General features: G+C 65.9%; 19 protein-coding genes. 12 read left to right on the top strand and 7 right to left on the bottom strand.

The annotated features are described in order from the left end of the window. Positions 1-144 precede the first annotated feature (144 nt). A complete protein-coding gene (locus ACZK13_RS19525; RefSeq protein ID WP_253146073.1) occupies positions 145-2,250 on the top strand; it encodes a phosphoglycerol transferase I in 2,106 nt (701 codons plus the stop codon). Positions 2,251-2,769: 519 nt separating this feature from the next. On the opposite strand, the gene ACZK13_RS19530 is transcribed toward ACZK13_RS19525, so the two are convergent. Together ACZK13_RS19530 and ACZK13_RS19535 are read right to left on the bottom strand one after the other, a co-directional pair. Beyond that, positions 2,770-5,199, bottom strand: a complete 2,430-nt coding sequence (locus ACZK13_RS19530) for a DUF3772 domain-containing protein (RefSeq protein WP_478482089.1) — start codon at positions 5,197-5,199, stop codon at positions 2,770-2,772. 87 nt (positions 5,200-5,286) lie between these two features. Next, a complete protein-coding gene (locus tag ACZK13_RS19535) occupies positions 5,287-5,535 on the bottom strand; it encodes a hypothetical protein (RefSeq protein ID WP_049422925.1) in 249 nt (82 codons plus the stop codon). A 182-nt stretch (positions 5,536-5,717) separates the two neighbouring features. Between ACZK13_RS19535 and ACZK13_RS19540 the strand changes: the two genes are divergently transcribed. From ACZK13_RS19540 to ACZK13_RS19550, 3 genes are all read left to right on the top strand, one after another. Continuing rightward, on the top strand, positions 5,718-6,212 hold the full coding sequence (locus ACZK13_RS19540) for a lipocalin family protein (RefSeq protein WP_478482090.1): 495 nt from the start codon (positions 5,718-5,720) through the stop codon (positions 6,210-6,212). 13 nt (positions 6,213-6,225) lie between these two features. Next, the gene (locus ACZK13_RS19545; RefSeq protein ID WP_478482092.1) at positions 6,226-7,434 is read left to right on the top strand and encodes an NAD(P)/FAD-dependent oxidoreductase; all 1,209 of its coding nucleotides are present in this window, start codon (positions 6,226-6,228) and stop codon (positions 7,432-7,434) included. A 126-nt stretch (positions 7,435-7,560) separates the two neighbouring features. Further along, the gene (locus ACZK13_RS19550) at positions 7,561-8,043 is read left to right on the top strand and encodes a hypothetical protein (RefSeq protein ID WP_049400799.1); all 483 of its coding nucleotides are present in this window, start codon (positions 7,561-7,563) and stop codon (positions 8,041-8,043) included. Between the two features lie 123 nt (positions 8,044-8,166). On the opposite strand, the gene ACZK13_RS19555 is transcribed toward ACZK13_RS19550, so the two are convergent. Next, positions 8,167-8,601 (bottom strand): PepSY domain-containing protein, encoded by a 435-nt coding sequence (locus ACZK13_RS19555; protein WP_032127132.1) that lies wholly within the window; start codon positions 8,599-8,601, stop codon positions 8,167-8,169. A 175-nt stretch (positions 8,602-8,776) separates the two neighbouring features. On the opposite strand from ACZK13_RS19555, the gene ACZK13_RS19560 reads away from it, so the two are divergent. From ACZK13_RS19560 to ACZK13_RS19575, 4 genes are read left to right on the top strand one after another with little or no spacing between them, the layout of a single operon-like run. After that, entirely contained in the window at positions 8,777-9,721 is a 945-nt protein-coding gene (locus ACZK13_RS19560; RefSeq protein WP_012510977.1) for an IS481-like element ISStma3 family transposase, read from the top strand. A gap of 60 nt (positions 9,722-9,781) precedes the next feature. After that, entirely contained in the window at positions 9,782-10,072 is a 291-nt protein-coding gene (locus ACZK13_RS19565) for a PepSY domain-containing protein (RefSeq protein ID WP_071227684.1), read from the top strand. After that, positions 10,072-10,731 carry a response regulator transcription factor gene (locus ACZK13_RS19570; RefSeq protein WP_197615554.1) on the top strand — a complete coding sequence of 220 codons (660 nt, stop codon included), beginning with the start codon at positions 10,072-10,074 and terminating at the stop codon, positions 10,729-10,731. Before ACZK13_RS19565 ends, ACZK13_RS19570 begins: the two co-directional genes overlap by 1 nt. Beyond that, on the top strand, positions 10,728-12,047 hold the full coding sequence (locus tag ACZK13_RS19575; protein WP_253146062.1) for a sensor histidine kinase: 1,320 nt from the start codon (positions 10,728-10,730) through the stop codon (positions 12,045-12,047). Before ACZK13_RS19570 ends, ACZK13_RS19575 begins: the two co-directional genes overlap by 4 nt. Before the next feature lie 639 nt (positions 12,048-12,686). On the opposite strand, the gene ACZK13_RS19580 is transcribed toward ACZK13_RS19575, so the two are convergent. Together ACZK13_RS19580 and speA are read right to left on the bottom strand one after the other, a co-directional pair. Next, complete coding sequence (locus ACZK13_RS19580) at positions 12,687-13,007, bottom strand: DUF6122 family protein (RefSeq protein ID WP_005411369.1); 321 nt, start codon at positions 13,005-13,007, stop codon at positions 12,687-12,689. Between the two features lie 43 nt (positions 13,008-13,050). Continuing rightward, a complete protein-coding gene (gene speA, locus ACZK13_RS19585; RefSeq protein WP_005411370.1) occupies positions 13,051-14,940 on the bottom strand; it encodes an arginine decarboxylase in 1,890 nt (629 codons plus the stop codon). A 192-nt stretch (positions 14,941-15,132) separates the two neighbouring features. Here speA and speE point away from each other — a divergent pair, with 192 nt between their 5' ends. Continuing rightward, a complete protein-coding gene (gene speE, locus ACZK13_RS19590) occupies positions 15,133-15,987 on the top strand; it encodes a polyamine aminopropyltransferase (protein ID WP_049400802.1) in 855 nt (284 codons plus the stop codon). 132 nt (positions 15,988-16,119) lie between these two features. On the opposite strand, the gene ACZK13_RS19595 is transcribed toward speE, so the two are convergent. After that, positions 16,120-17,025, bottom strand: a complete 906-nt coding sequence (locus ACZK13_RS19595; RefSeq protein ID WP_029550749.1) for an aspartyl/asparaginyl beta-hydroxylase domain-containing protein — start codon at positions 17,023-17,025, stop codon at positions 16,120-16,122. A gap of 436 nt (positions 17,026-17,461) precedes the next feature. Here ACZK13_RS19595 and ACZK13_RS19600 point away from each other — a divergent pair, with 436 nt between their 5' ends. After that, on the top strand, positions 17,462-18,121 hold the full coding sequence (locus ACZK13_RS19600) for an RIO1 family regulatory kinase/ATPase domain-containing protein (protein WP_049400803.1): 660 nt from the start codon (positions 17,462-17,464) through the stop codon (positions 18,119-18,121). Positions 18,122-18,253: 132 nt separating this feature from the next. Here ACZK13_RS19600 and ACZK13_RS19605 read toward each other — a convergent pair whose 3' ends face one another. Then, positions 18,254-18,592, bottom strand: coding sequence for a P-II family nitrogen regulator (locus ACZK13_RS19605; RefSeq protein ID WP_005411374.1), 339 nt, complete (start codon positions 18,590-18,592; stop codon positions 18,254-18,256). 155 nt (positions 18,593-18,747) lie between these two features. Here ACZK13_RS19605 and ubiK point away from each other — a divergent pair, with 155 nt between their 5' ends. Both ubiK and arr read left to right on the top strand, forming a co-directional pair. Further along, complete coding sequence (gene ubiK / locus ACZK13_RS19610; protein ID WP_049456468.1) at positions 18,748-18,999, top strand: ubiquinone biosynthesis accessory factor UbiK; 252 nt, start codon at positions 18,748-18,750, stop codon at positions 18,997-18,999. Between the two features lie 126 nt (positions 19,000-19,125). Continuing rightward, positions 19,126-19,560 (top strand): NAD(+)--rifampin ADP-ribosyltransferase, encoded by a 435-nt coding sequence (gene arr, locus ACZK13_RS19615; RefSeq protein ID WP_478482094.1) that lies wholly within the window; start codon positions 19,126-19,128, stop codon positions 19,558-19,560. Positions 19,561-19,624 lie beyond the last annotated feature (64 nt).

Here is a 19,624-nt window from a genome sequence, read left to right on the forward strand (position 1 = left end):
TTCAACAAACATTTCAGTCAGGTTCGTGCATGCACTATCGGGTCATCGGCCTGTCATGTGCATGTGCTTGTGGCAGCGTCGGTCGGATGGACACGCGTCGGTACGACGTCCATCACCACCACCCCGTCACTGCCGAAGCTGCCTATGCTCTGGATACTGCTGCTGTCGTTGTTGCTGCTGTGCTGGTTGTTCCTCGCGTCCGACAAGTGGGTGTGGTGGAAGGCTGGTGCGTTCTCGCTGCTGCTGCTCATGCTCAGCGCGTGGTGGCTGATCGACAAGCTGTCCGGTGATGGGCTCAATGCCGCCACCCTGTACCACCTCGGCGCCGACATGGAAGGCGCCGGTGTCTCCGACTTCAAGGGCTATATCGCCGGCTTCATCGTGCTGGCGCTGGTCTCGCTGCTGCCGCTGTTCGCCACGCGGGTGAAGCGCTGGCGCCGGCCCGGCCATGGTGGCGCATTGTTCGCCGGTTTCGCGGCCGTGTGGGTGGCCACGATCATGATCAGTCCGCTGGCCCGCGACGGCCAGCGCCTGTACCAGCAGCTGCGGCCGGTCGACTTCGCCCGCATCGCACCCGAATACCAGGTGCCGACGCAGCCGCTGCAGCGCCCGCGCAACATCGTCTGGATCTACGGCGAGAGCCTGGAACGTACCTACCTGGACGAGGCCGTGTTTCCCGGCCTGATGCCCAACCTCAACCGCCTGGCGTCCGAGTCACTGGACGTGCGCAACCTGGCCTCGGCCGAGGGCAGCGGCTGGACCATCGCCGGCCTGGTGTCGTCGATGTGCGGCGTGCCGCTGACCACCTCGCAGGGTGATGAGAACAGCATGGACCGCATGGGCAGCTTCCTGCCCAAGGCCGTGTGCCTGGGCGATTACCTGAAGCAGCAGGGCTATACCAACCACTATCTGGGCGGTGCCAACGGCCAGTTCGCCGGCAAGGGCCAGTTCCTGGCCAGCCATGGTTTCGATGAAGTGCATGACCTGGCGTGGTTCAAGCAGCAGAGGAAGATCGGCCGCATCCACTACTCGGCCTGGGGCGTGCATGACGATGTACTGCTGGATACCGCCTACCAGCGCTTCGAACAGCTCTCGCGTGCGGGCTCACCGTTCATGCTGACCACGCTGACCATGGACACCCACCACCCGGCCGGTCACCTGCCGGTGTCGTGCAAGGGCGAGCGCTACCAGAGCCAGTACGGCAACATCAACATGCTCAACGCGCTCAAGTGCAGCGACCGCCTGATCTCGCAGCTGGTCGAACGCATCCAGGCCAGCCCGTACGGCAAGGACACACTGATCGTCATCGCTTCCGACCACCTGGCGATGCCCAACGATCTGACCCATATCCTGACCCGGCAGAAGCGCGAGAACCTGCTGCTGTTCCTGGGTGATGGCATTGCCCCGCAGCAGCTCAGCGCCGATGCCGGCACCACCCTGGATTCGGGTGCGACCCTGCTCAGCCTGCTGGACCCGAACCTGAAGACGATGGGCTTCGGCCGTTCGCTGATCGACAGCCAGCGCGCGCCCAGCGCCAGCGTGGCCACCCAGCGCGATGGTGGCCGTGACTATCCGCAGTATCTGGCCTTCGCGCGTTCACTGTGGCTGGGCGAACCGACCCGCGAGCTGAAGATCGATGGCGATGACCAGGTGGTGGTCGGCCTGCAGCACGTGCAGCCACCGGTGTTGCTGGAGTACGACAAGGACTGGAGTCTGAAGTCCGTGTACCTGGAAAACACCTCACGCCAGTTCGACGATGCCAACCCGGACAACACCCTGGCCTACGTCGACCGCTGCACCGCGTTCGAGGACGGCTCGGCCGACGGTGACTGGTGCGCCCTGCTGGTCAACCGCGACAACGGCATCAAGCTGTACCGCGACAACGACCTGCGTGGCGGCATCGCGGTGGATGCACCGCTGGACGCGTTCCAAGGCCCGCGCCCGAGCGTGCGCCAGGCGCACATGATCACCCAGAAGGGTCGTCGTACCCGTGCCGGCCAGTACATGCTGCAGCTGGTGGCGAGCACGCGCCCGGATCGCGGCTTCTGGATCGAGGCGGTGTCCTCGCAGCGCAAGGTGGTACTGGCGCAGCAGTGGGTGCAGCCCGATGCCAACGGCAAGATCAACGTGTCGTTCGGGCTGGACCACGAAGTGGATGATCTGGAGATCCGCGCGTGGTTGAACCATGCGGAGAAGCTGGCGGTGGATACGTTCGCACTGGTGCCCTCGCGCAGCCGACCACGAGGATAGGGTTCTTTGCAGGGCTGCGCCCTGCACCTGCCGAAGCAAAAGCCGAAGCAACAGCAACGGCAACAGCGTGCATTCCGTGGTTTGGCGGGGTGGGTCCGGTTGCGGGGGACGCTGCAAGTACGTCCATGTAAGCTCGGTCGCCGCATCCATGCGGCTCACGCCCCCGCAACCGGACCCACCCCGCCTTCGACAGTTTGCTGCGGTCTGTTGGACATGCCGATGGGGTCAGATCCGTTTTCCGGAGGAAAACGGATCTGACCCCAGATTGATTTCGATATCTGACAGAAGTGTCGACCAAGGTCGACACCTACCGACAGCCGCAGGAATCTGTCAGAGGTGGGGCGGTGTCGGAGTGCGGGGTGTCAGCCGCATGGATGCGGCTGCCAAGCCTCCATGGACGGATTTACGGCGTCCCCGCACTCCGACACCGCCCCGCCAAACCACGGAATGCATGCTGTTGCTGTTGCTCTTGCGGTTGACGTTGATTCAGCGGGTGCAGGGCGCAGCCCTGCAGACCCTCTACTCCTGTGGATCGCGGGTGATGTGGATGTCGGTCGGGGTCGACAGCGGGATGTTCCGCTCCGCCAGGATCTGCAGCAGGCTGAAGTACAGATCGCTGCGGGTCGCATACACCTGCCGCGGGCTGGCCACGTACGCGAAGCTGTTGATGGTGATCTGGCCACCGGCAATGCTGTCGATGTAGACCGTCGGGGCCGGCTGCTTCAGCACGTTGGTGTGCGCGGTATACGCATCCAGCAGCGCCTGACGCAGGCTGCCGACATCGGTGCTGGGCGGCACCGCGAACTGGATCTGGATGCGGCCCTGGTTGTTGCCCATCGTCATGTTGCGCACAGTCTTGGTGACCAGCTCGGAGTTGGGCACGATCAGGGTGGACTTGTCGCCTACCTGGATCTCGGTCGAACGCAGGCTGATGCGGCGGATGTCGCCCTCCTGGTCGCCCAGCTTCACCCAGTCGCCGATCTTCACAGGACGCTCGGCCAGCAGGATCAGGCCGGAGACGAAGTTCTGTGTGATCACCTGCAAGCCGAAACCAATACCCACTGACAACGCACTGACGAGCAGCGCCAGCTTGGTCAGCTCCAGCCCCATCGCCGTCAACGCCCAGATCACGGCGAGGATGATGCCGACGTAGCGGGCGACGGTACTGACCGAATTGCGTGCGCCCAGGTCCAGTTCGGTCTTGGGCAGATAGGTATCGGTCAGCCAGCGCTGCACCAGCTGGGTGATCGCCAGGCCGGCCAGGAGCACCACAACCGCCAGCACGATCTGCATCGGCTTCAGGGTGGTTCCGCCCAACGGAATGCCCGTGGTGAGCAGCGAAGTGAATCGCTCCACCACCGCACCGATGTTGCCGAACGGCGCCACCAGGGCAAGCAGCGTGAGCAGCACGACCACGGTACGCAGCGCCGCCGACAGCAGCACGCCGGCCTGCTCCAGCCGCGATACGCTCAGGCCGGTGCTGAGCAGAATGGTCTGGCCCACTTTGCTGTCGGCGTTGAGCATCCACGTGCTCAAGTCATCGACGAACTTGAACAGCAGCGTCGCCGCCAGCACCACGATGCTGCCGCCGATCAGCTGCTGGTTCACGAATTTGGCGAAGTTCAGGTAGCCCATCAACGTCGCGACGATGGCGGCCACCACCGCGACATTGCCCGCCACGCGCGCCAGCACCAGCCAGCTGCTGCGGCGCACCGGAGTGGCAGCGCCCACGCCATCGGCCTGCGCCTCCAGCTTGGCCTCGGCCTCGGCGGTCTGCCGGCGATGCAGGCGCGCCAGGGTCACCAGCATGGCCATGATCAGGCCCAGGTAAGTCAGCGCAATCAGGCCATCCAGCGCCACCGTGGTGACATCGCTGGTACGCGTGGCCTGATCGAGGGCCACCAGCACCGTGCTCAGCCAGGCAAGCGCCGCCGCGCCCCACGCGTACTTGCGCAGCTTGAGCGCGGCGGTGTCATCCAGATTCAGCAACCGCCACGACGGCCGCTTGGGAACCAGCATGCAGGCGCTGAGTGCCGCAATGAACGCAGCGCGGAACGTTGCGGTCTCCAGCCCGTCGGCCACCACCTGCAGGCGCGGCGCAATCGCATTGATGGCATCCAGCGCCGCCATCAGCACCACCACGGCATAGCCGGGCAGCAGCGTGCCCACCAGCAGCAGCCACATGGCCAGGCCGGAGCGCCGCAGGCGGCCATCGGGCGCACGCTCGGACGCGGCAAAGCGGCGACCCAGCCGGCGCAGCCACAACCGCAGCGGGAACATCATCACCAGTGCAGCCAGCAGGCCCAGCAGCGGCGTGCCCCAGCCATTGGCCCGGACGCCAGCGACGAACGTATCGCGCCCCTGCTCGGCCAACGGCGCGACGCGTGCGATATCGATCGGCAGGCGCTCGGCAACTTTGCTCCACAGCGCGGGCGACAACGGCGAGGCAACCTTCTGCCCCAATTCTTCGGTACGTTGCGCGGCGCGCTGCTGGTCGATGTCGGTCGCCAGCTGCTGGGCGCGCACGGCACTGGTCTTGGCCTGCGCTACCGACGCGGCCAGTCCGTCGCGTTGTTTGTTGATGCTGCGCCGTTGCGCCGCCAGTTCGGGCGGCTCGGTGGTGCCCTCGGCAGGCGTGCCCAGCTGCGCCAGTTGTTCGTCGAGGCGGACGAGCTGTGGCTGCAGCTCCTTTTCCAGCGCCTCGGCGTCACGCCGTACCTGCGAGGCATTCTCGGACAGCATCGCCAGCGTCTCGATGGCAGCCGCATCACCACGCTTGCGGTCGACCTCCTTCAGCTTCGCATCGATATCTGCCAGCTGCTGCTTCGGCGTGGGCTCATCATCCTGCGCCAGCACCGGCGCGGACAGCAGGAAGGCGCTGCACAGCAGCAGGGCCAGCCAAGGGCCCCGTGCAGGGATCGATCGCAGGAAAGAAGACAAGCCAGCCACACCGGTTCGCGCGGACCACCGCGCCTGCGCGCGACTATACGGCAGAGGCGGTCAAGGGCGGATGGGCGGCCCTGGCAACGTCGAGCATCAGTACTTCAGCCGCAGCTCTTCCACGGCCGGCTGCTGCAGCGCGTACCAGTCCTGGAACTCTTCCTCGGTAATCTCATCGGGCGCATATACCGCCACCGGGTGCCAGTCGTGGTCGGTCGGCAGCGGCTGGCGCGGGCCGGCACGCAGGCTGTAGGCCACGCCTTCGTAGTCGACCAGGTCATCGACCTGCGGCCACTGTTCGCGCGCGAACGCGGATTCACTCTTCAACAGGATCACCTGGTACATCGGCACCTCCACCTCGGTTGGATCAGGAAAACACGGCGCTGGCAGCAGGATACCGCCACGCCGGTGACAACGGGCGCTCCGCGGGGGCGACGGAACGTTCTGGACACGGCCATCGCCCCGGCTTCACCCGCCCGTGGCAAGGCCATCGGCATCGTGGAGGCCCACCCCTGCCACGACCGCCGATGACCGAGTACCCGCCGCTGAAGACCGTTGCCGACCTCAAGCTGCCCCGCTACCTGGGCACCTGGTACGAGATCGCACGCCTGCCGATGCGCCATGAACCGGAAGGCTGCACCGACGTGTCGGCGCACTACACCCTGCTCGACAACGGCAACGTCGGCGTCACCAACCGCTGCCGTATGGACGGCGAGGTCGAGGAAGCCACCGGCGAGGCCTGCGCCGTCGACAACGACAGCGCGCGCTTGGAGGTGAGCTTCCTGCCCAAGGGCCTGCGCTGGTTGCCGTTCGCCAAGGGCGATTACTGGGTGATCCAGGTCGCGCCGGACTACAGCGTATCGCTGGTCGGAAGCCCGGACCGCAAGTACCTGTGGCTGCTGGCCCGCGAACCGCAGCTGGACGCTACCGTGCAGGACCATTATCTGGCGGCCGCCCGCCTGCAGGGCTTCGATCTGTCCGAACTGATCCAGCCCCCCCATACCGGCCGTCCCACCGCCTGAGCAGCACACGGCTATGGACCTGAAGAGCGGTTACCCCTGGTGGGCGGTACGCAATGGATTGATCCAGGCGTTTCCGCCATTGGAAAAGGACCTGCGCTGCGACGTGCTGGTGGTCGGTGGCGGCATCACCGGTGCGCTGATTGCCGACGAACTGTCCCGGCATGGCCACGACGTGGCGGTGATCGAGCAGCGCGACATCGGCTGGGGCAGCACCGCTGCCAGCACCGCGTTGCTGCAGTACGAGATCGATACCCATCTGCTGGAACTGGCGCAGCGCCATGGTCAGGACGCCGCCGCGCTTGCCTATCGGGCGTGTGCCGAGGCGATTCCGGCCCTGGGCGACGTGGCTCGCGGCCTGAAAGACGTTGATTTCCAGCGCATGGACAGCCTGTACCTGGCCAGCCGCCATCGCGACGTGCCGCGCCTGATGGCCGAAGGTGAGGCACGGCGCGGAATCGGCCTGGATGCCCGCTGGCTGGGCCCGGAGGCACTGCGGAAGCGCTTCGACGTGGACGCCGGCGGTGCCCTGCTCACGCGCCAGGCGGCGCGGGTCGATCCCTATCGCCTGACCTATGCGCTGCTGCAACGCGTGCGCCGGCGCGGCGGCAATGTGCATGACCGTACGGTACTGCACACGCTCACGCCCAGCGCGCGCGGGGTAACCGCCCTCACCGAGGACGGCGCCACGATCCACGCCCGCCACGTGGTGCTGGCAATGGGCTATGCCAACCAACGCTGGCTGCAGCAGCGCGTCGCACGCAACCGCAGCAGCTATGCCTTCATCACCGACCCGATCGATGCGGACGTGCTGGGCCGGCTGCGCAACACGATGGTGTGGGAGAGCGCACGCCCGTACCTCTACCTGCGCGCCACCGGCGACCGCCGCCTGCTGGTGGGCGGGCTGGACGACGCCATCGACATCCCCGCCCGCCGCGATAGGCGCGTAGAGCGCAAGGCCGACAAGCTGATGAAACAGCTCCAGCACTGGTTCCCGCGGCTGGATCCGGTGCCCGCCTTCTCCTGGGCCGGCACCTTCGCCGAAACCGCCGACGGCCTGCCTTTCTTCGGCCCGCACGATCAGTGGGGGCCACGGGTGCATTTCGCCATGGCCTACGGCGGCAACGGCATCACTTATTCGATGATCGGCGCCCAGCTGCTGCGGGCCCGGATCGAGCGGCGCAGGCATGCGCTGGAAGGGCTGTTCGGGTTCGGGCGGCTGTGACCTGCAGCCAGGCATGGCCTGGCTCTACCCCAATCCGGCGCCGACAGGCATCATTCAAGCAACCCCTGCTAGCGTCGGCCTGTACCGCCGCGTGTTGCGTGGCCACCTGTCCGCTGGAGCGCCGTCATGATCCGCCCCCTGACCCTGCTGCTGTGCCTGGCCCTGCCGGGAACCGTGCTGGCCCAGTCCGCCGCTGGCGCCACCGCGCCGCAGGCCGCCGGCCTGGACCTGACGCTGCCGCAGGCGCCGATGCGCTACCTCAACGACCCGGCCCTGCAGCAGGACCCGCCGGGCACGTACTACGGTGACAAGAGCGGCCCGCGCGTGCACGACGACGCGAAGATCGCCGACGTCACCGACGACAAGGTCAAAGTGTCCGGCAGCTTCACTACCGGCATCGGCTATTCCAAGAACGGTGGCAACAGCCACTACAACGCCGCCACGCTGAACCTGAGCAAGAACTACACCACCGATGAGGGCAAGACCCACGGGGTCAACGTCAACATCCACGTGAGCGAAGGCAAGGGCCCGGGCTTCTACGGCCCGTACGGCGGCTACTACGGCCGCGGCCCGGGCTACTGGGATTACCCGCCGCCGTTTGGCTGGTAAGCGCCGCGTCGGGCCTGGGCCGACCAGGGTCGGCCGCTACCGATGCGTACGTTTGGCAGGTGTCGACCTTGGTCGACACGCTTTCTCCCCGTGTGCCGGCCAGCGGCCGGCACTACCAGCAGGTCAATCCAGCCAGCCATCGCGCTCGCTGTGCAGGATGCGGCCGTCATAGCCGCTCAGGCGCACGTCCACCTTCTGGTTGCGGGCGTTGCGGGCTTCCAGCGACCAGGTCGCACCATCGCGTTCCAGCGAATGGATCTCGCGCAGGCCATGCGCCTGTGCCCGTGCCAGCACCTGCTCGGTGGTCAACAGCGCGCGACCGCTGTGCTCGTCGAAGATCTCGCCGGTCTTGGGGTCAACGTAGACCTCGCTGAAGCGGCCATCGGCGCGGCTCACGTCAGCCTCCCACAGGCCATCATCGCGTTCGATCTCGTGGATCTGGGTGTAGCCGGCCTTGCGCAGGGTCTGTTCGACCTGGGCCATGCCCAGCGGTGCAGCCTGTGCGGCCGGTGCGATGGCCAGCAGAGCAACAGTGGCGAGGGTGAGCGACTTCAACATGGGGGTTCTCCTGTTCGTGTTCGTGGCCGGACCATCCCGGCAACGCCACAATGCACCCCGTGGTTAACAGCTCCTTAGCCGGCACTGTTAGCTGTGATCTCTCTGTAGGTTGTTCATCCGGGACATCTTTGGAAAATGGTGGTTACCACACCGTTCCAGTCCCCAAAGAGCCCGGATGAACAATCATAAAAATGCCCGTTTGACGCCGTTTAGTCGAGCGCTTCTGGTCCGCCGCATCCTCCACGAGGGCCTACGCCCGGAAGAAGCAGCTCAAGCGTGTGGCGTAAGTGTGCGTACGGCCTACAAGTGGCTGGCCCGATTCCGCCAGTTCGGGGCACCGGGCCTGGAAAACCGCAGCTCACGGCCTCACCAGACGCCGCATGCCACACCTGCTCCGGTAGTCGAGCAAATCAAGGAGCACCGCCGTAAACGGCAGACCTACCTGACCATCTCCAAGGCGCTGGGGGTCGGCCACAGTACGATTTCAAGGCTGATGCGCGCCCACGGCCTCAATCGGTTGTGTCGGCTTGATCCGCCCAAGGAGGTGATCCGATACGAATACGATCAGCCCGGAGGGCTGCTGCATCTGGACATCAAGAAGCTGGGCAACTTCCAGCGGCCAGGGCACAGAACCGATGCCAAGCGCAGGGGAAACGCCGCCGGCGGTGGCTGGGGCTACGTCCACGTGGCCATCGACGATCACTCCCGGGTCGCCTTCAGCAGCGTCCACCCCAACGAACAGGGCGAAACCGCCTGTCAGGCGTTGCTGGGCGCTCTGGAGTACTACGCCAGCCTGGGAATCACCTTCAAGCGGATCCTGACCGACAACGGTGCCTGCTATCGCTCTACCGCCTTTGCCAAGCTGCTCAAATCCCTTGGGATCAAGCACATCAGAACCAAGCCCTACACGCCGCGGACCAATGGCAAAGCCGAGCGCTTCATCCAGACCAGCCTGCGCGAGTGGGCTTACGCCTGCGAGTACGCATCCTCGGACCAGCGCAATTCCGTGTTGAACCAATGGCTGCACCACTACAACTGGCACCGTCCCCATATGGCGATCGGCGGCCAGCCACCTATCTCAAGAGTACGGCTGAACAACGTAGTGGGTTTACACAGTTAGCCAGCTGTTAGTCAGCCCCGGCACACTCACGCCTGTTCCTACAGCCCGCCCTGCGCCCCGATGCTCTCCACCCTGCCCCTGCTGCTGGCCCTGGCCAGCGCCCCGACCACCGCCGCGCCGGCACAGGACCCGGCGCAGCAGGTCGCGCGCCGCGCCGTGCAGCAGGGCCGCTACGTACCGTTGGAAAGCGTGGTGCGCGATGCGCTCAAGCGCTTTCCGGGCCAGCTGCTGGAAGTGGAGCTGGACGACGGCGTCTACGAAGTGGAGATCCTGCGCGGCGACGGCGTGGTAGTGGAGCTGGACTATGATGCGCGCAGCGGAAAGCTGCTGAAGACGGAGCTCGACGACTGATGCGCATCCTGTTGGCCGAAGACGATGCCGCGCTGGCACAGCGCCTGGTGCCCCTGCTGGAGCAGGCCGGCTACGTGGTGCACGTGGTCGCCGACGGCCGCCAGGCCGAGGAGATCGGCCAGATCGAAGATCTGCAGGCCGCCATCGTCGACCTGGGCCTGCCCGGGCTGGACGGACTGAGCGTGATCGAGCGCTGGCGCGGCAACGGCCGCAGCTTTCCGGTGCTGGTGCTGACCGCACGCGGGCGCTGGCACGACAAGCTGGCTGGGTTCGATGCCGGTGCCGATGACTATCTCACCAAGCCATTCCAGGCCGACGAACTGGTGCTGCGCCTGCGCGCACTGATCCGTCGCAGCCACGGCCACGCCAGCCCGCGCCTGCACTGCGGCCCGCTGCAGCTGGACGTCAACGCCGGCCGCTTTGAACTGGATGGGCAGGCGCTGGCGCTGAGCCCGCAGGAGTTCCGCCTGCTCAGCTACTTCATCCACCACAGCGGCCAGGTGATCGGCCGCGACCGGCTGGGTGAACAGGTGTTCGACTGCGGCCATGACCCGGACTCCAACGCACTGGACGTGCTGCTCGGGCGGGTGCGCCGCAAGCTCGGCATCGATCTGATCCAGACCGTACGCGGCCAGGGTTGGCGGCTGGCCGCGCCGTGAGCCGGCAACCCTCGCTGCGACGGCGCCTGCTGCTGGCTGGCGGTGTCGGCCTGCTGCTGGTCTCGCTGCTGGCCAGTGCACTGCTGGGCGAGCTGTTCAAGCGCAGCGCGCGCGATCGCTTCGACCATGAACTGCAGCAGGACATGCTGACCCTGCTGGCGCAGGCCGAAGTGGATGCGGACGGACAGCTGCGCCTGCGCCAGGAACCGAATGACGCACGCTTCCAGCGCGTGTTCTCAGGTGCTTACTGGCAGATCGCCGGTGCCGATGGCCGTGTGCTGCTGCAGTCGCGCTCGCTGTGGGATGAAACCCTGCCCGTCACAGCCAGCGGGCCGGCCACGCGTAATCTGAGTGGGCCGCTGCAGCAATCCCTGCGCGCACGCGTGCAGCAGGTGCGCCTGCCACGCGCCAACGAACCGTTCGTGGCCGTGGTTGCCACCGATCGCAGCGCGCTGGATGCAGACGTTGCCGCGTTCCGCCAGCGTACTGCCATCGCGCTGGGTGTGTTGGTCGCGGCGTGGCTGGCGGTGCTGGCCAGCCAGGTGCACTTCGGATTGCGTCCATTGCATCGCCTCGGTGCACAGCTGGAACGGGTGCGGCGCGGCGACGCGCAGCGCATCGATACACAGGGGCTGGGTGCGGAGGTCGCACCGCTGGGCGAGGAGCTCAACGCGCTGCTGGAGCATCAGCAACGCATGGTCGCGCGCGCGCGCACCAGTGCACAGGATCTGGCGCATGCGCTGAAAACCCCGCTGAGCGTGCTGGCCACTGAGGCCGACGGCGACGGCGCGGACTGGCGCGCCACCGTACGCGAGCAGAGTGCGCGTATGCAGGCCAGCGTCGACCGTTACCTGGCCGCAGGGTTGGCCGCCGACCATCGCCAGCGCACCGACGTGGCGGCAGTCGCACAGGCGATGTGCCGGCTGATGGCACGCGTGCATGGCGAACGTGGCATCACGTTCACGGCGGCTGGTATCGATCCGGCACTGCAGTTCGCCGGTGCCAGTGCGGACCTGGAGGAGATGCTGGGCAATCTGCTGGACAACGCCGGCAAGTGGGCGAAGCAACAGGTGGACGTCACTGCAGACACCAGCGAAGGGCAGTTGCGCATCGAAGTGCGCGACGACGGCCCCGGGCTGGCTGCAGACGCGCTGGAACAGGTCACCCAGCGTGGCGTGCGTCTGGATGAGCGCGAGGGCAGCAGTGGGCTGGGGTTGGCGATTGTGGGTGATATCGCTGCCAGTTATGGCGGGCGGTTGGCGTTGGAAAATGCACAGCCGGGATTGCGGGCCACGTTGTGGTTGCCGGTGGCGTGAGGCGGCCAACCTGACGGCGGGTAATGCCGGCCGCTGGCCGGCAACCACGTGGTCACCGGGAACGCCGGTCGCCGTGCACCCGGTAGGTGTCGACCTTGGTCGACACGCATCAAAAGCGCCGACCAAGGTCGGCATCTACCAAAGCAGTGCATCGGTTCCGTCGGCCATCGTGCATCCGGTAGGTGTCGACCTTGGCCAACCTGACGGCGGGTAGTGCCGGCCGCTGGCCGGCAACCACGTGATCACCCGGAACGCCGTTCGCCGTGGACCCGGTAGGTGTCGACCTTGGTCGACACGCATCAAAAGCGCCGACCAAGGTCGGCATCTACCAAAGCAGTGCATCGGTTCCGTCGGCCATCGTGCATCCGGTAGGTGTCGACCTTGGCCAACCCAACGGCGGGTAGTGCCGGCCGCTGGCCGGCAACCACGTGGTCACCGGGAACGCCCTGCGGAAGCCGGCCAGCGGCCGGCTCTACCAAGCGCCAACCCGACCGGTCGCCGTGCTCCCGGTAGGTGTCGACCTTGGTCGACACGCATCAAAAGCGCCGACCAAGGTCGGCATCTACCAAAGCAGTGCATCAGTTCCGTCGGCCATCGCGCTCCCGGTAGGTGTCGACCTTGGTCGACACGCACCCAGCATCAACGGTGGTGCATCCACCAGCAATCAATCGCGTCCAGCACGATGTGGATGATCAAACCGATGCCGAACAACCGCGTTTTCTTCGGCACGCACAGCCCCGCATAGACCGCAATCGCCGGTGCGGTGTGCAGCGGGTGGAACCCGATGCTGCAGCGGTTCGGTGCATAGATCGGATCGGCCAGCAGGTGGTCCAGATCGATGATCCAGCCCAGCAGCATCAGCAGCCACGCCGAGGCGAAGCGCTTGCGCCAGAACAGCCATGCCAGCAGGGCTGGCACGGCGGCATGCAGGAACAGGTGGAAGATCGCGCGCGCGCTCATCGGGGCCGGTAGCGCCGGGCCATGCCCGGCGTTCCCGTTTACCTCAGACCAGCGGTTCGTCGGACAGGTAGGTGTAGCCGGTCAGGCCGGCTTCCAGCGCCTCCGACAGCTCCTGCGCACGTTCCGGCGACAGCTGCGCCTCGGCCACGCGCTGCGCATAGGTCGCACGCAGCTCGTCCAGGCGGTAACCCACGTAATCCAGCATCACGTCGGTGGTGTCACCACGGCGCTGCTGGGTGATGGCGTAGCCATCGGCATCGGCCAGCACTTCCACCGCGTCGGTATCGCCGAACAGGTTGTGGATGTCGCCCAGGATTTCCTGGTAGGCGCCGACCATGAAGAAGCCGATGCGGTAGCTCTCGCCCGGCTTCATCTTGTGCAGCGGCAGCGAGCTGTCCAGGCTCTCGTTCTCGACATAGGTTTCCACCATGCCGTCCGAGTCGCAGGTCATGTCGGCGATGATGCCGCGACGGTCCGGGGTTTCGTCCAGGCGCTCGATCGGCACGATCGGGAACACCTGGTCGATCGCCCACACGTCCGGGATCGATTCGAACACGCTGAAGTTGACGAAGTACTTGTCGACCAGGCGCTCGTTCAGTTCATCCAGCACCGGGCGATGGCTCTTCTCGTCGTAGCTCAGGCGCGCACGCACGCCATGGGCGATGGCGTAGAACAGATCGTCGATGCGCGCACGCTGCGGCAGGTCGATCTGGCCCAGCGCGTAGCTGGCCAGGCCTTCGGCGTGGAAGTGCTGTGCTTCCTGGAACAGTTCCACCGCTGGGCGCACGTCCAGCTCGTCGTGGATCTCGCGCAGGTGGCGGATCGCGGCCGGCTCGTCGTCGTGCTGGTCCGGCACGCGGCCTTCCTGCGCTTCTTCCACTTCCGACACGTTGGCGATCAGCACCGCGTGGTGTGCGGTCATCGCGCGGCCGCACTCGGTGACGATGCGCGGCGGGGTCAGGCCGAACTCTTCGCAGGCATTGGCCAGCGGCTGCACGATGTTGCTGGCGTAGGAATGCAGGCCGTAGTTGATCGAGCAGAAGCTGCGCGAACGGGTGCCTTCGTAATCCACGCCCAGGCCACCGCCCACGTCGACGTGGGTGATCTTCGCGCCCAGGCGCGACAGCTCCACGAAGTAGCGGGTGGCTTCGCGCATGCCGTTGGCGATGTCGCGCACGTTGGAGATCTGCGAGCCCATGTGGAAGTGCAGCAGGTTCAGGCAGTCGGCATACTCGGTGTCACGCAGCGACTTCCACAGGTCCAGCAGCTGGCGCGGCGACAGGCCGAACTTGGCCTTGTCACCACCGCTGTTCTGCCACTTGCCGGCGCCCAGCGAGGCCAGGCGCATGCGCACGCCCAGGCCCGGCTTCACGTCCAGCGCCTTGGACTCTTCCAGCACCAGCTTCAGCTCGGACGGCTTCTCGATGACGATGAAGGTCTGCAGGCCCAGCTTGCGGCCGATCAGGGCCAGGCGGATGTACTCGCGGTCCTTGTAGCCGTTGCAGACGATCAGGCCACCCGGGCGCGACAGCGCCAGCACGGCCATCAGCTCGGGCTTGCTGCCCGCTTCCAGGCCGAAGCCCTCGCCGTGGTGGCTGGCCAGGGTGCCGGCCACGCCGCGGGTCTGGTTGACCTTGATCGGGTACACCGCGGTGTAGCCACCGCTGTACTCCCAGTCCTGCTGGGCCTGGGCGAAGGCCGCCTGCAGCTTGCCCAGGCGCTGGCCGAGGATGTCCGGGAAGCGCACCAGCAGCGGCAGCTTGGCACCGGCCGCGCGCGCCGCATCGACCACCTTGGGCAGCGACACCACCGGGCCGTCCGCCCCGGTCGGTCTCACCACCATGTGCCCGGCCTGATCCACGTCGAAGTAACCGTCCGCCCAATGCGGGATCGAGTAGGTCTTGCGGGCTTGGTCGAGGGACCAATCGGTCATTTCAGTCGGCCTTGTTGGCAATAAAAGGGGGGGGCATGATAACGCCTATATGCCCACAGGTTCGTTATCATGCGCGCCCGCGCCCGTGACAGGTTCCAACCTGAACGGGCCGATCCGTCCGGATGTGGCATCTGTGCCACGCGGCCCCGCCCGCCAGCCCGGCTCCACCCCTCCGAACAGGACTGTTTTCCAATGACTGACAGCAACAACTGGTACATCGAACACTTCGAGCGCACCGGCTCGGCCATCGGCTACCGCATCACCGGCAAGCTGGACGAGGTGCAGTCGCCGTTCCAGAAGATCGAGATCTTCCAGACCACCGACTGGGGCAACCTGATGACCATCGACGGGGCCATCATGCTGACCAGCAAGGACAACTTCTTCTACCACGAGATGATCAGCCACCCGGTGCTGTTCACCCACGCCGCGCCCAAGCGCGTGGTGATCATCGGTGGCGGCGACTGCGGCACCCTGCGCGAAGTGCTCAAGCACACCGGCGTGGAGAGCGTGACCCAGTGCGATATCGACGAGCAGGTGACGGTGATGGCGCGCAAGCACTTCCCGGAACTGTGCGATTCCAACGACGACGCCCGCGCCGAGCTGCTGTTCGACGACGGCGTGGCCTACATGGCCAACTGCCCGGCCGGCAGCGTGGACGTGGTGATCGTCGATTCGACCGACCCGGTCGGCCCCGGCGAAGGCCTGTTCAACAAGGCCTTCTACGAGAGCTGCTTCAAGGCCCTGAAGGACGACGGCATCCTGGTGCAGCAGTCCGAGTCGCCGCTGATGCAGCTGGACCTGATCAACGAAATGCGCACCGAGATGGGCAAGGCCGGCTTCGGCTCGTTCAAGACCCTGCCGTTCCCGCAGCCGTGCTACCCCACCGGCTGGTGGAGCGTGACCATGGCGCGCAAGGGCGACAGCAGCTTCGACTTCCGCCAGGCCGACTCCGCCGCCAAGACCTTCAACACCCTGTACTACACCGCCGCGCTGCACACCGGCGTGCTGGTGACCCCGCCGTTCGTGCAGGCGGCATTGAAGGGTTGATCCAACAAAAAACCCGCGCTGGCAACAGCGCGGGTTTTTGCTTTCTGTAGAGTCGAGCCATGCTCGACTGCTCTTCTGCAGGGCTACCGCGATCTGACCGAAATGCAGTCGAGCATGGCTCGACTCTACAATTCAAAGCGCCCAGATACCCGCGATCACCGCCACCACCAGACCCCACTTGATGACCTGGTAAGCCACCACGCTGCGCTCACGCAGCGCCTTGGCCTTCAGGCGCACCTTGTAGACGCTGCCAAAGGCCTTGTTGACGCCACCGGTCGGGTCACCCGGCAGGTTCGGCGAGGCACCACCGGCCAGCAGCGTGGCCGCCACCGCGCGGTTGAACAGGCCCGGCAGGCCGAAGCGCAGCGGGCGGGCGATGTCGCAGAACAGGATCACGCGATCATCCGGCGTCTCGTTGTGCGCGTGGTGGATGTAGGTCTCGTCGAACATCATCCACTCGCCGTCGCGCCAGCTCTTCTTGATGCCGTCCACTTCGATGTAGCAGCCGTCGTTGTTGGGTGTGGCCAGGCCCAGGTGCAGGCGCAGCGAACCGGCGAACGGGTCGCGGTGCGGGCGCAACTCGCTGCCCGAAGGCAGCTGCGCGAACATCGCCGCGCGCACATCCGGCAGCGACTCCAGCAGCGCGGTGGTCTTGGGACACATCGCCTTCGCCGACGGGTGCGACGGGCCGTACCACTTCAGGTAGAAGCGCTTCCAGCCACGGCGGAAGAACGAGTTGAAGCCGGCATCGTTGAACGTGCTGGAGGCGGCGATCTTCTGTGCATCGCGCAGCGCCAGCGCCTCGTCGCGGATCATCTGCCAGTTCTGGCGTAGCGGCTCCAGCTGCGGGAACTCCTTGGCCGGGTCCAGGAACGGCGTGGTCGGCACCTTCGAGAACATGTACATGACCACGTTGATCGGGGCCATGAAACTGGAATGGTCCAGCAGCTGGCGCGACCAGCGCGCGCGGACCTTGCCACGGAAGTGGATGTACAGCACGCAGGCGACGAACAGCGCTGCAATGACGATTTTGATGATCAAAACACTTTCCTCCAGCCGCAGCCGGAACGGGAATCAGGGCGATGCACGGCCGGACGGCCAGCACCGGTGGGGACCGCGGCAGGGGGCGGGGACGTGCCAGGAAGGGGCGGCCGCCGATGTCGCGAATTAACAGCTTATGGTCGGCAGGCCGTGCGTCGGGGTCAAGCTGGACGTGCGTGACGTTCAGCGGGCCGCGGATGAACGAAGCAGAGCGAAACGCAACCTATTGATTCTGAAAGAACCGAAGACAAAGTGAGACAGAATTGTCCGATTGAGCGCGACGAACTGTTCCAGCCACGACCCCGACATTTCTCCGACAAATCGTGGAATAGCGAACTGGCGAGTACTAAAATTAACGAAAACTTAGTAACTCCCTGTAACGCCGGTTCGCTTGACGCTTTGCGCCACCCACCGGGTCGTCCGAGACCCCGACATGTATCTTCCCGCTCTGCCCCCCTCCTCCTGCGGCGATGACGCCGCCACCCCGCTGCTGCTCAAGCGCGGCGAACGCTTCCTGGCCCCCGACGTCTACCGTACCTGCCTGGACGGGCGCGAGGCGGTCATCAAGGACTATTCCCGCTACCGCGGCACTCCCGTTTCGCTGATCGCGCGGCTGATGGTTCGCCGTGAAGCACGCATGCTGCAACGCCTCGGCGGTTGGAAGCATGCCCCTGCGCTGCTCGGCACCCTCGGCGGCCTCGCACTTGGCATGGAGTTCATTCCCGGCCAGACCCTGAGCACCGCGCAGGCGGTCGGCAACGACGTGTTCGAGCAGCTGCAGCACGCGCTCAGCCGTTTGCATGCCGCCGGCATCACCCACAACGACCTGCATGGCACCAACGTGGTGGTCAGCAGCGGCGTACCGGTGCTGCTGGACTTCACCTCGGCCTGGCGGGCCCCGCGTTGGCTGCGCCGCAACCCGCTGAGCCGGCAGATGCGCCGCAGCGACATGAAGAACCTGCTGAAGATCCGCCAGCGCGTAACCGGCCAAGCGCCGAGTGCCGCGCAGGCTGCACTGGTGGCCGACCCCGGCTGGGTCGCCGCCGTGCGCCAGGGCTGGAAGCGGTTCTACAAGTGGGCGAAGCGCCGGTAAATGCTTTGCTTTGGTAGGGGTCGAGCTTGCTCGACCGCTTTACCGCTCCTTGTAGAGTCGAGCCATGCTCGACTGCTCTTCCTGCATCGCGCGAAATGCAGTCGAGCATGGCTCGACTCTACAGAAACCGGACTACAACGCGTCCGCGTCCAGTTCCCCGGTACGAATACGCACCACGCTGCCCAGGTCGTACACGAACACCTTGCCGTCACCAATCTTCCCGGTGCCCGCCGCCTTCACGATCGCCTCAACCACCGCCTCAACCTGGTCATCGGTCACCGCCACTTCCAGCTTCACCTTCGGCAGGAAATCAACCACATACTCCGCGCCACGGTACAGCTCGGTATGGCCCTTCTGGCGACCAAAGCCCTTCACTTCCGTCACCGTGATCCCGGTGACCCCACGCTCGGCCAGCGCTTCGCGCACGTCGTCGAGCTTGAACGGCTTGATCACCGCCATGACCATCTTCATCGTCTATCTCCTGTCTTCCGGCGTGGAGGATAGCGCCTGAACGCGGCCCGTGCGAAGCCGCCGCCGCCTGTCCGGGCGATGGGTGCCGGCAGTATCCTTGTGCCCGAATGGCCTGCCCGCGCCGGATGCACGGGCCCACCCCCACGGAGCACCCCATGATCGACCTGAACCACATCGATGACCTCGCCCGTCGCCTCAGCGACCTGGTGCCGCCGGGCCTGCGCGAATCGCGTGAGGAACTGCAGGCCACCTTCAAGAGCGCGCTGCAGGCCGGCCTGGCCAAGCTGGACCTGGTCACCCGCGAGGAGTTCGAAGTGCAGCGCGCCGTGCTGCTGAAGACCCGCGAGAAGCTGGACGCGCTGGAAACCGCCGTGCGCGAGCTGGAAGGGCGCGGCGCCGCAGAATGAAAAAAGGAGGCGCACCGCGCCTCCCGTTTACAGATTATTTCCCGGATGGGGCCTTGCAGCAAGGCCCACCGGGCGCCCTAGACTCGCCGGCCTGTCGATCCGGCAGGACACGCAGGGGCAGTGCCGATGGCGCAGGACACCGAATGGACACCCGTTGCGCATGACACCTGCGGCCAGCTCGCCGGGCCGTTCTACCACGGCACCCGCGCTGATCTGGCGGCGGGCGAGTTGCTGAGTGCGGGCTACCGCTCCAACTATCGCGACAGCGTGGTGATGAACCACATCTACTTCACCACGATTGCCAAGGGCGCCGGGCTGGCTGCGGAGATGGCCCGCGGTGCGGGGCGGCCGCGCGTGTATGTGGTGGAGCCGACCGGGCCGTTTGAAGACGACCCGAACGTGACCAACAAGAAGTTTCCCGGGAACCCGACGCGGTCGTATCGGAGTACGCAGCCGTTGCGGATTGTTGGGGAGATTGTGGAGTGGGAAGCCTACGACGCGGAGTTCGTTCGGCAGTTGAAGGCGTTTGTTGCTTCGGGGAGTGGGGAGATCATCAATTGATGGAGGAAGACGCCGACGGGGCACGTCGGCGTCTTCCTATCAACACGCTCGTGTGGCCCTTATC

It is taken from the genome of Stenotrophomonas sp. 99219_Sma, assembly GCF_056480785.1.

Bases quoted from the DNA above. Each gene is read 5' to 3' on its own strand.
- ACZK13_RS19535 (WP_049422925.1), bottom strand. From the start codon at position 5,535: ATGTACCAGGTGATCCTGTTGAAGAGTGAATCCGCGTTCGCGCGCGAA.
- ACZK13_RS19550 (WP_049400799.1), top strand. From the start codon at position 7,561: ATGATCCGCCCCCTGACCCTGCTGCTGTGCCTGGCCCTGCCGGGAACC.
- ACZK13_RS19600 (WP_049400803.1), top strand. From the start codon at position 17,462: ATGTATCTTCCCGCTCTGCCCCCCTCCTCCTGCGGCGATGACGCCGCC.
- ACZK13_RS19525 (WP_253146073.1), top strand. From the start codon at position 145: ATGCTCTGGATACTGCTGCTGTCGTTGTTGCTGCTGTGCTGGTTGTTC.
- ubiK (WP_049456468.1), top strand. From the start codon at position 18,748: ATGATCGACCTGAACCACATCGATGACCTCGCCCGTCGCCTCAGCGAC.
- speE (WP_049400802.1), top strand. From the start codon at position 15,133: ATGACTGACAGCAACAACTGGTACATCGAACACTTCGAGCGCACCGGC.
- ACZK13_RS19580 (WP_005411369.1), bottom strand. From the start codon at position 13,007: ATGAGCGCGCGCGCGATCTTCCACCTGTTCCTGCATGCCGCCGTGCCA.
- ACZK13_RS19555 (WP_032127132.1), bottom strand. From the start codon at position 8,601: ATGTTGAAGTCGCTCACCCTCGCCACTGTTGCTCTGCTGGCCATCGCA.
- speA (WP_005411370.1), bottom strand. From the start codon at position 14,940: ATGACCGATTGGTCCCTCGACCAAGCCCGCAAGACCTACTCGATCCCG.
- ACZK13_RS19540 (WP_478482090.1), top strand. From the start codon at position 5,718: ATGACCGAGTACCCGCCGCTGAAGACCGTTGCCGACCTCAAGCTGCCC.
- ACZK13_RS19605 (WP_005411374.1), bottom strand. From the start codon at position 18,592: ATGAAGATGGTCATGGCGGTGATCAAGCCGTTCAAGCTCGACGACGTG.
- ACZK13_RS19545 (WP_478482092.1), top strand. From the start codon at position 6,226: ATGGACCTGAAGAGCGGTTACCCCTGGTGGGCGGTACGCAATGGATTG.
- arr (WP_478482094.1), top strand. From the start codon at position 19,126: ATGGCGCAGGACACCGAATGGACACCCGTTGCGCATGACACCTGCGGC.
- ACZK13_RS19565 (WP_071227684.1), top strand. From the start codon at position 9,782: ATGCTCTCCACCCTGCCCCTGCTGCTGGCCCTGGCCAGCGCCCCGACC.
- ACZK13_RS19570 (WP_197615554.1), top strand. From the start codon at position 10,072: ATGCGCATCCTGTTGGCCGAAGACGATGCCGCGCTGGCACAGCGCCTG.
- ACZK13_RS19560 (WP_012510977.1), top strand. From the start codon at position 8,777: ATGAACAATCATAAAAATGCCCGTTTGACGCCGTTTAGTCGAGCGCTT.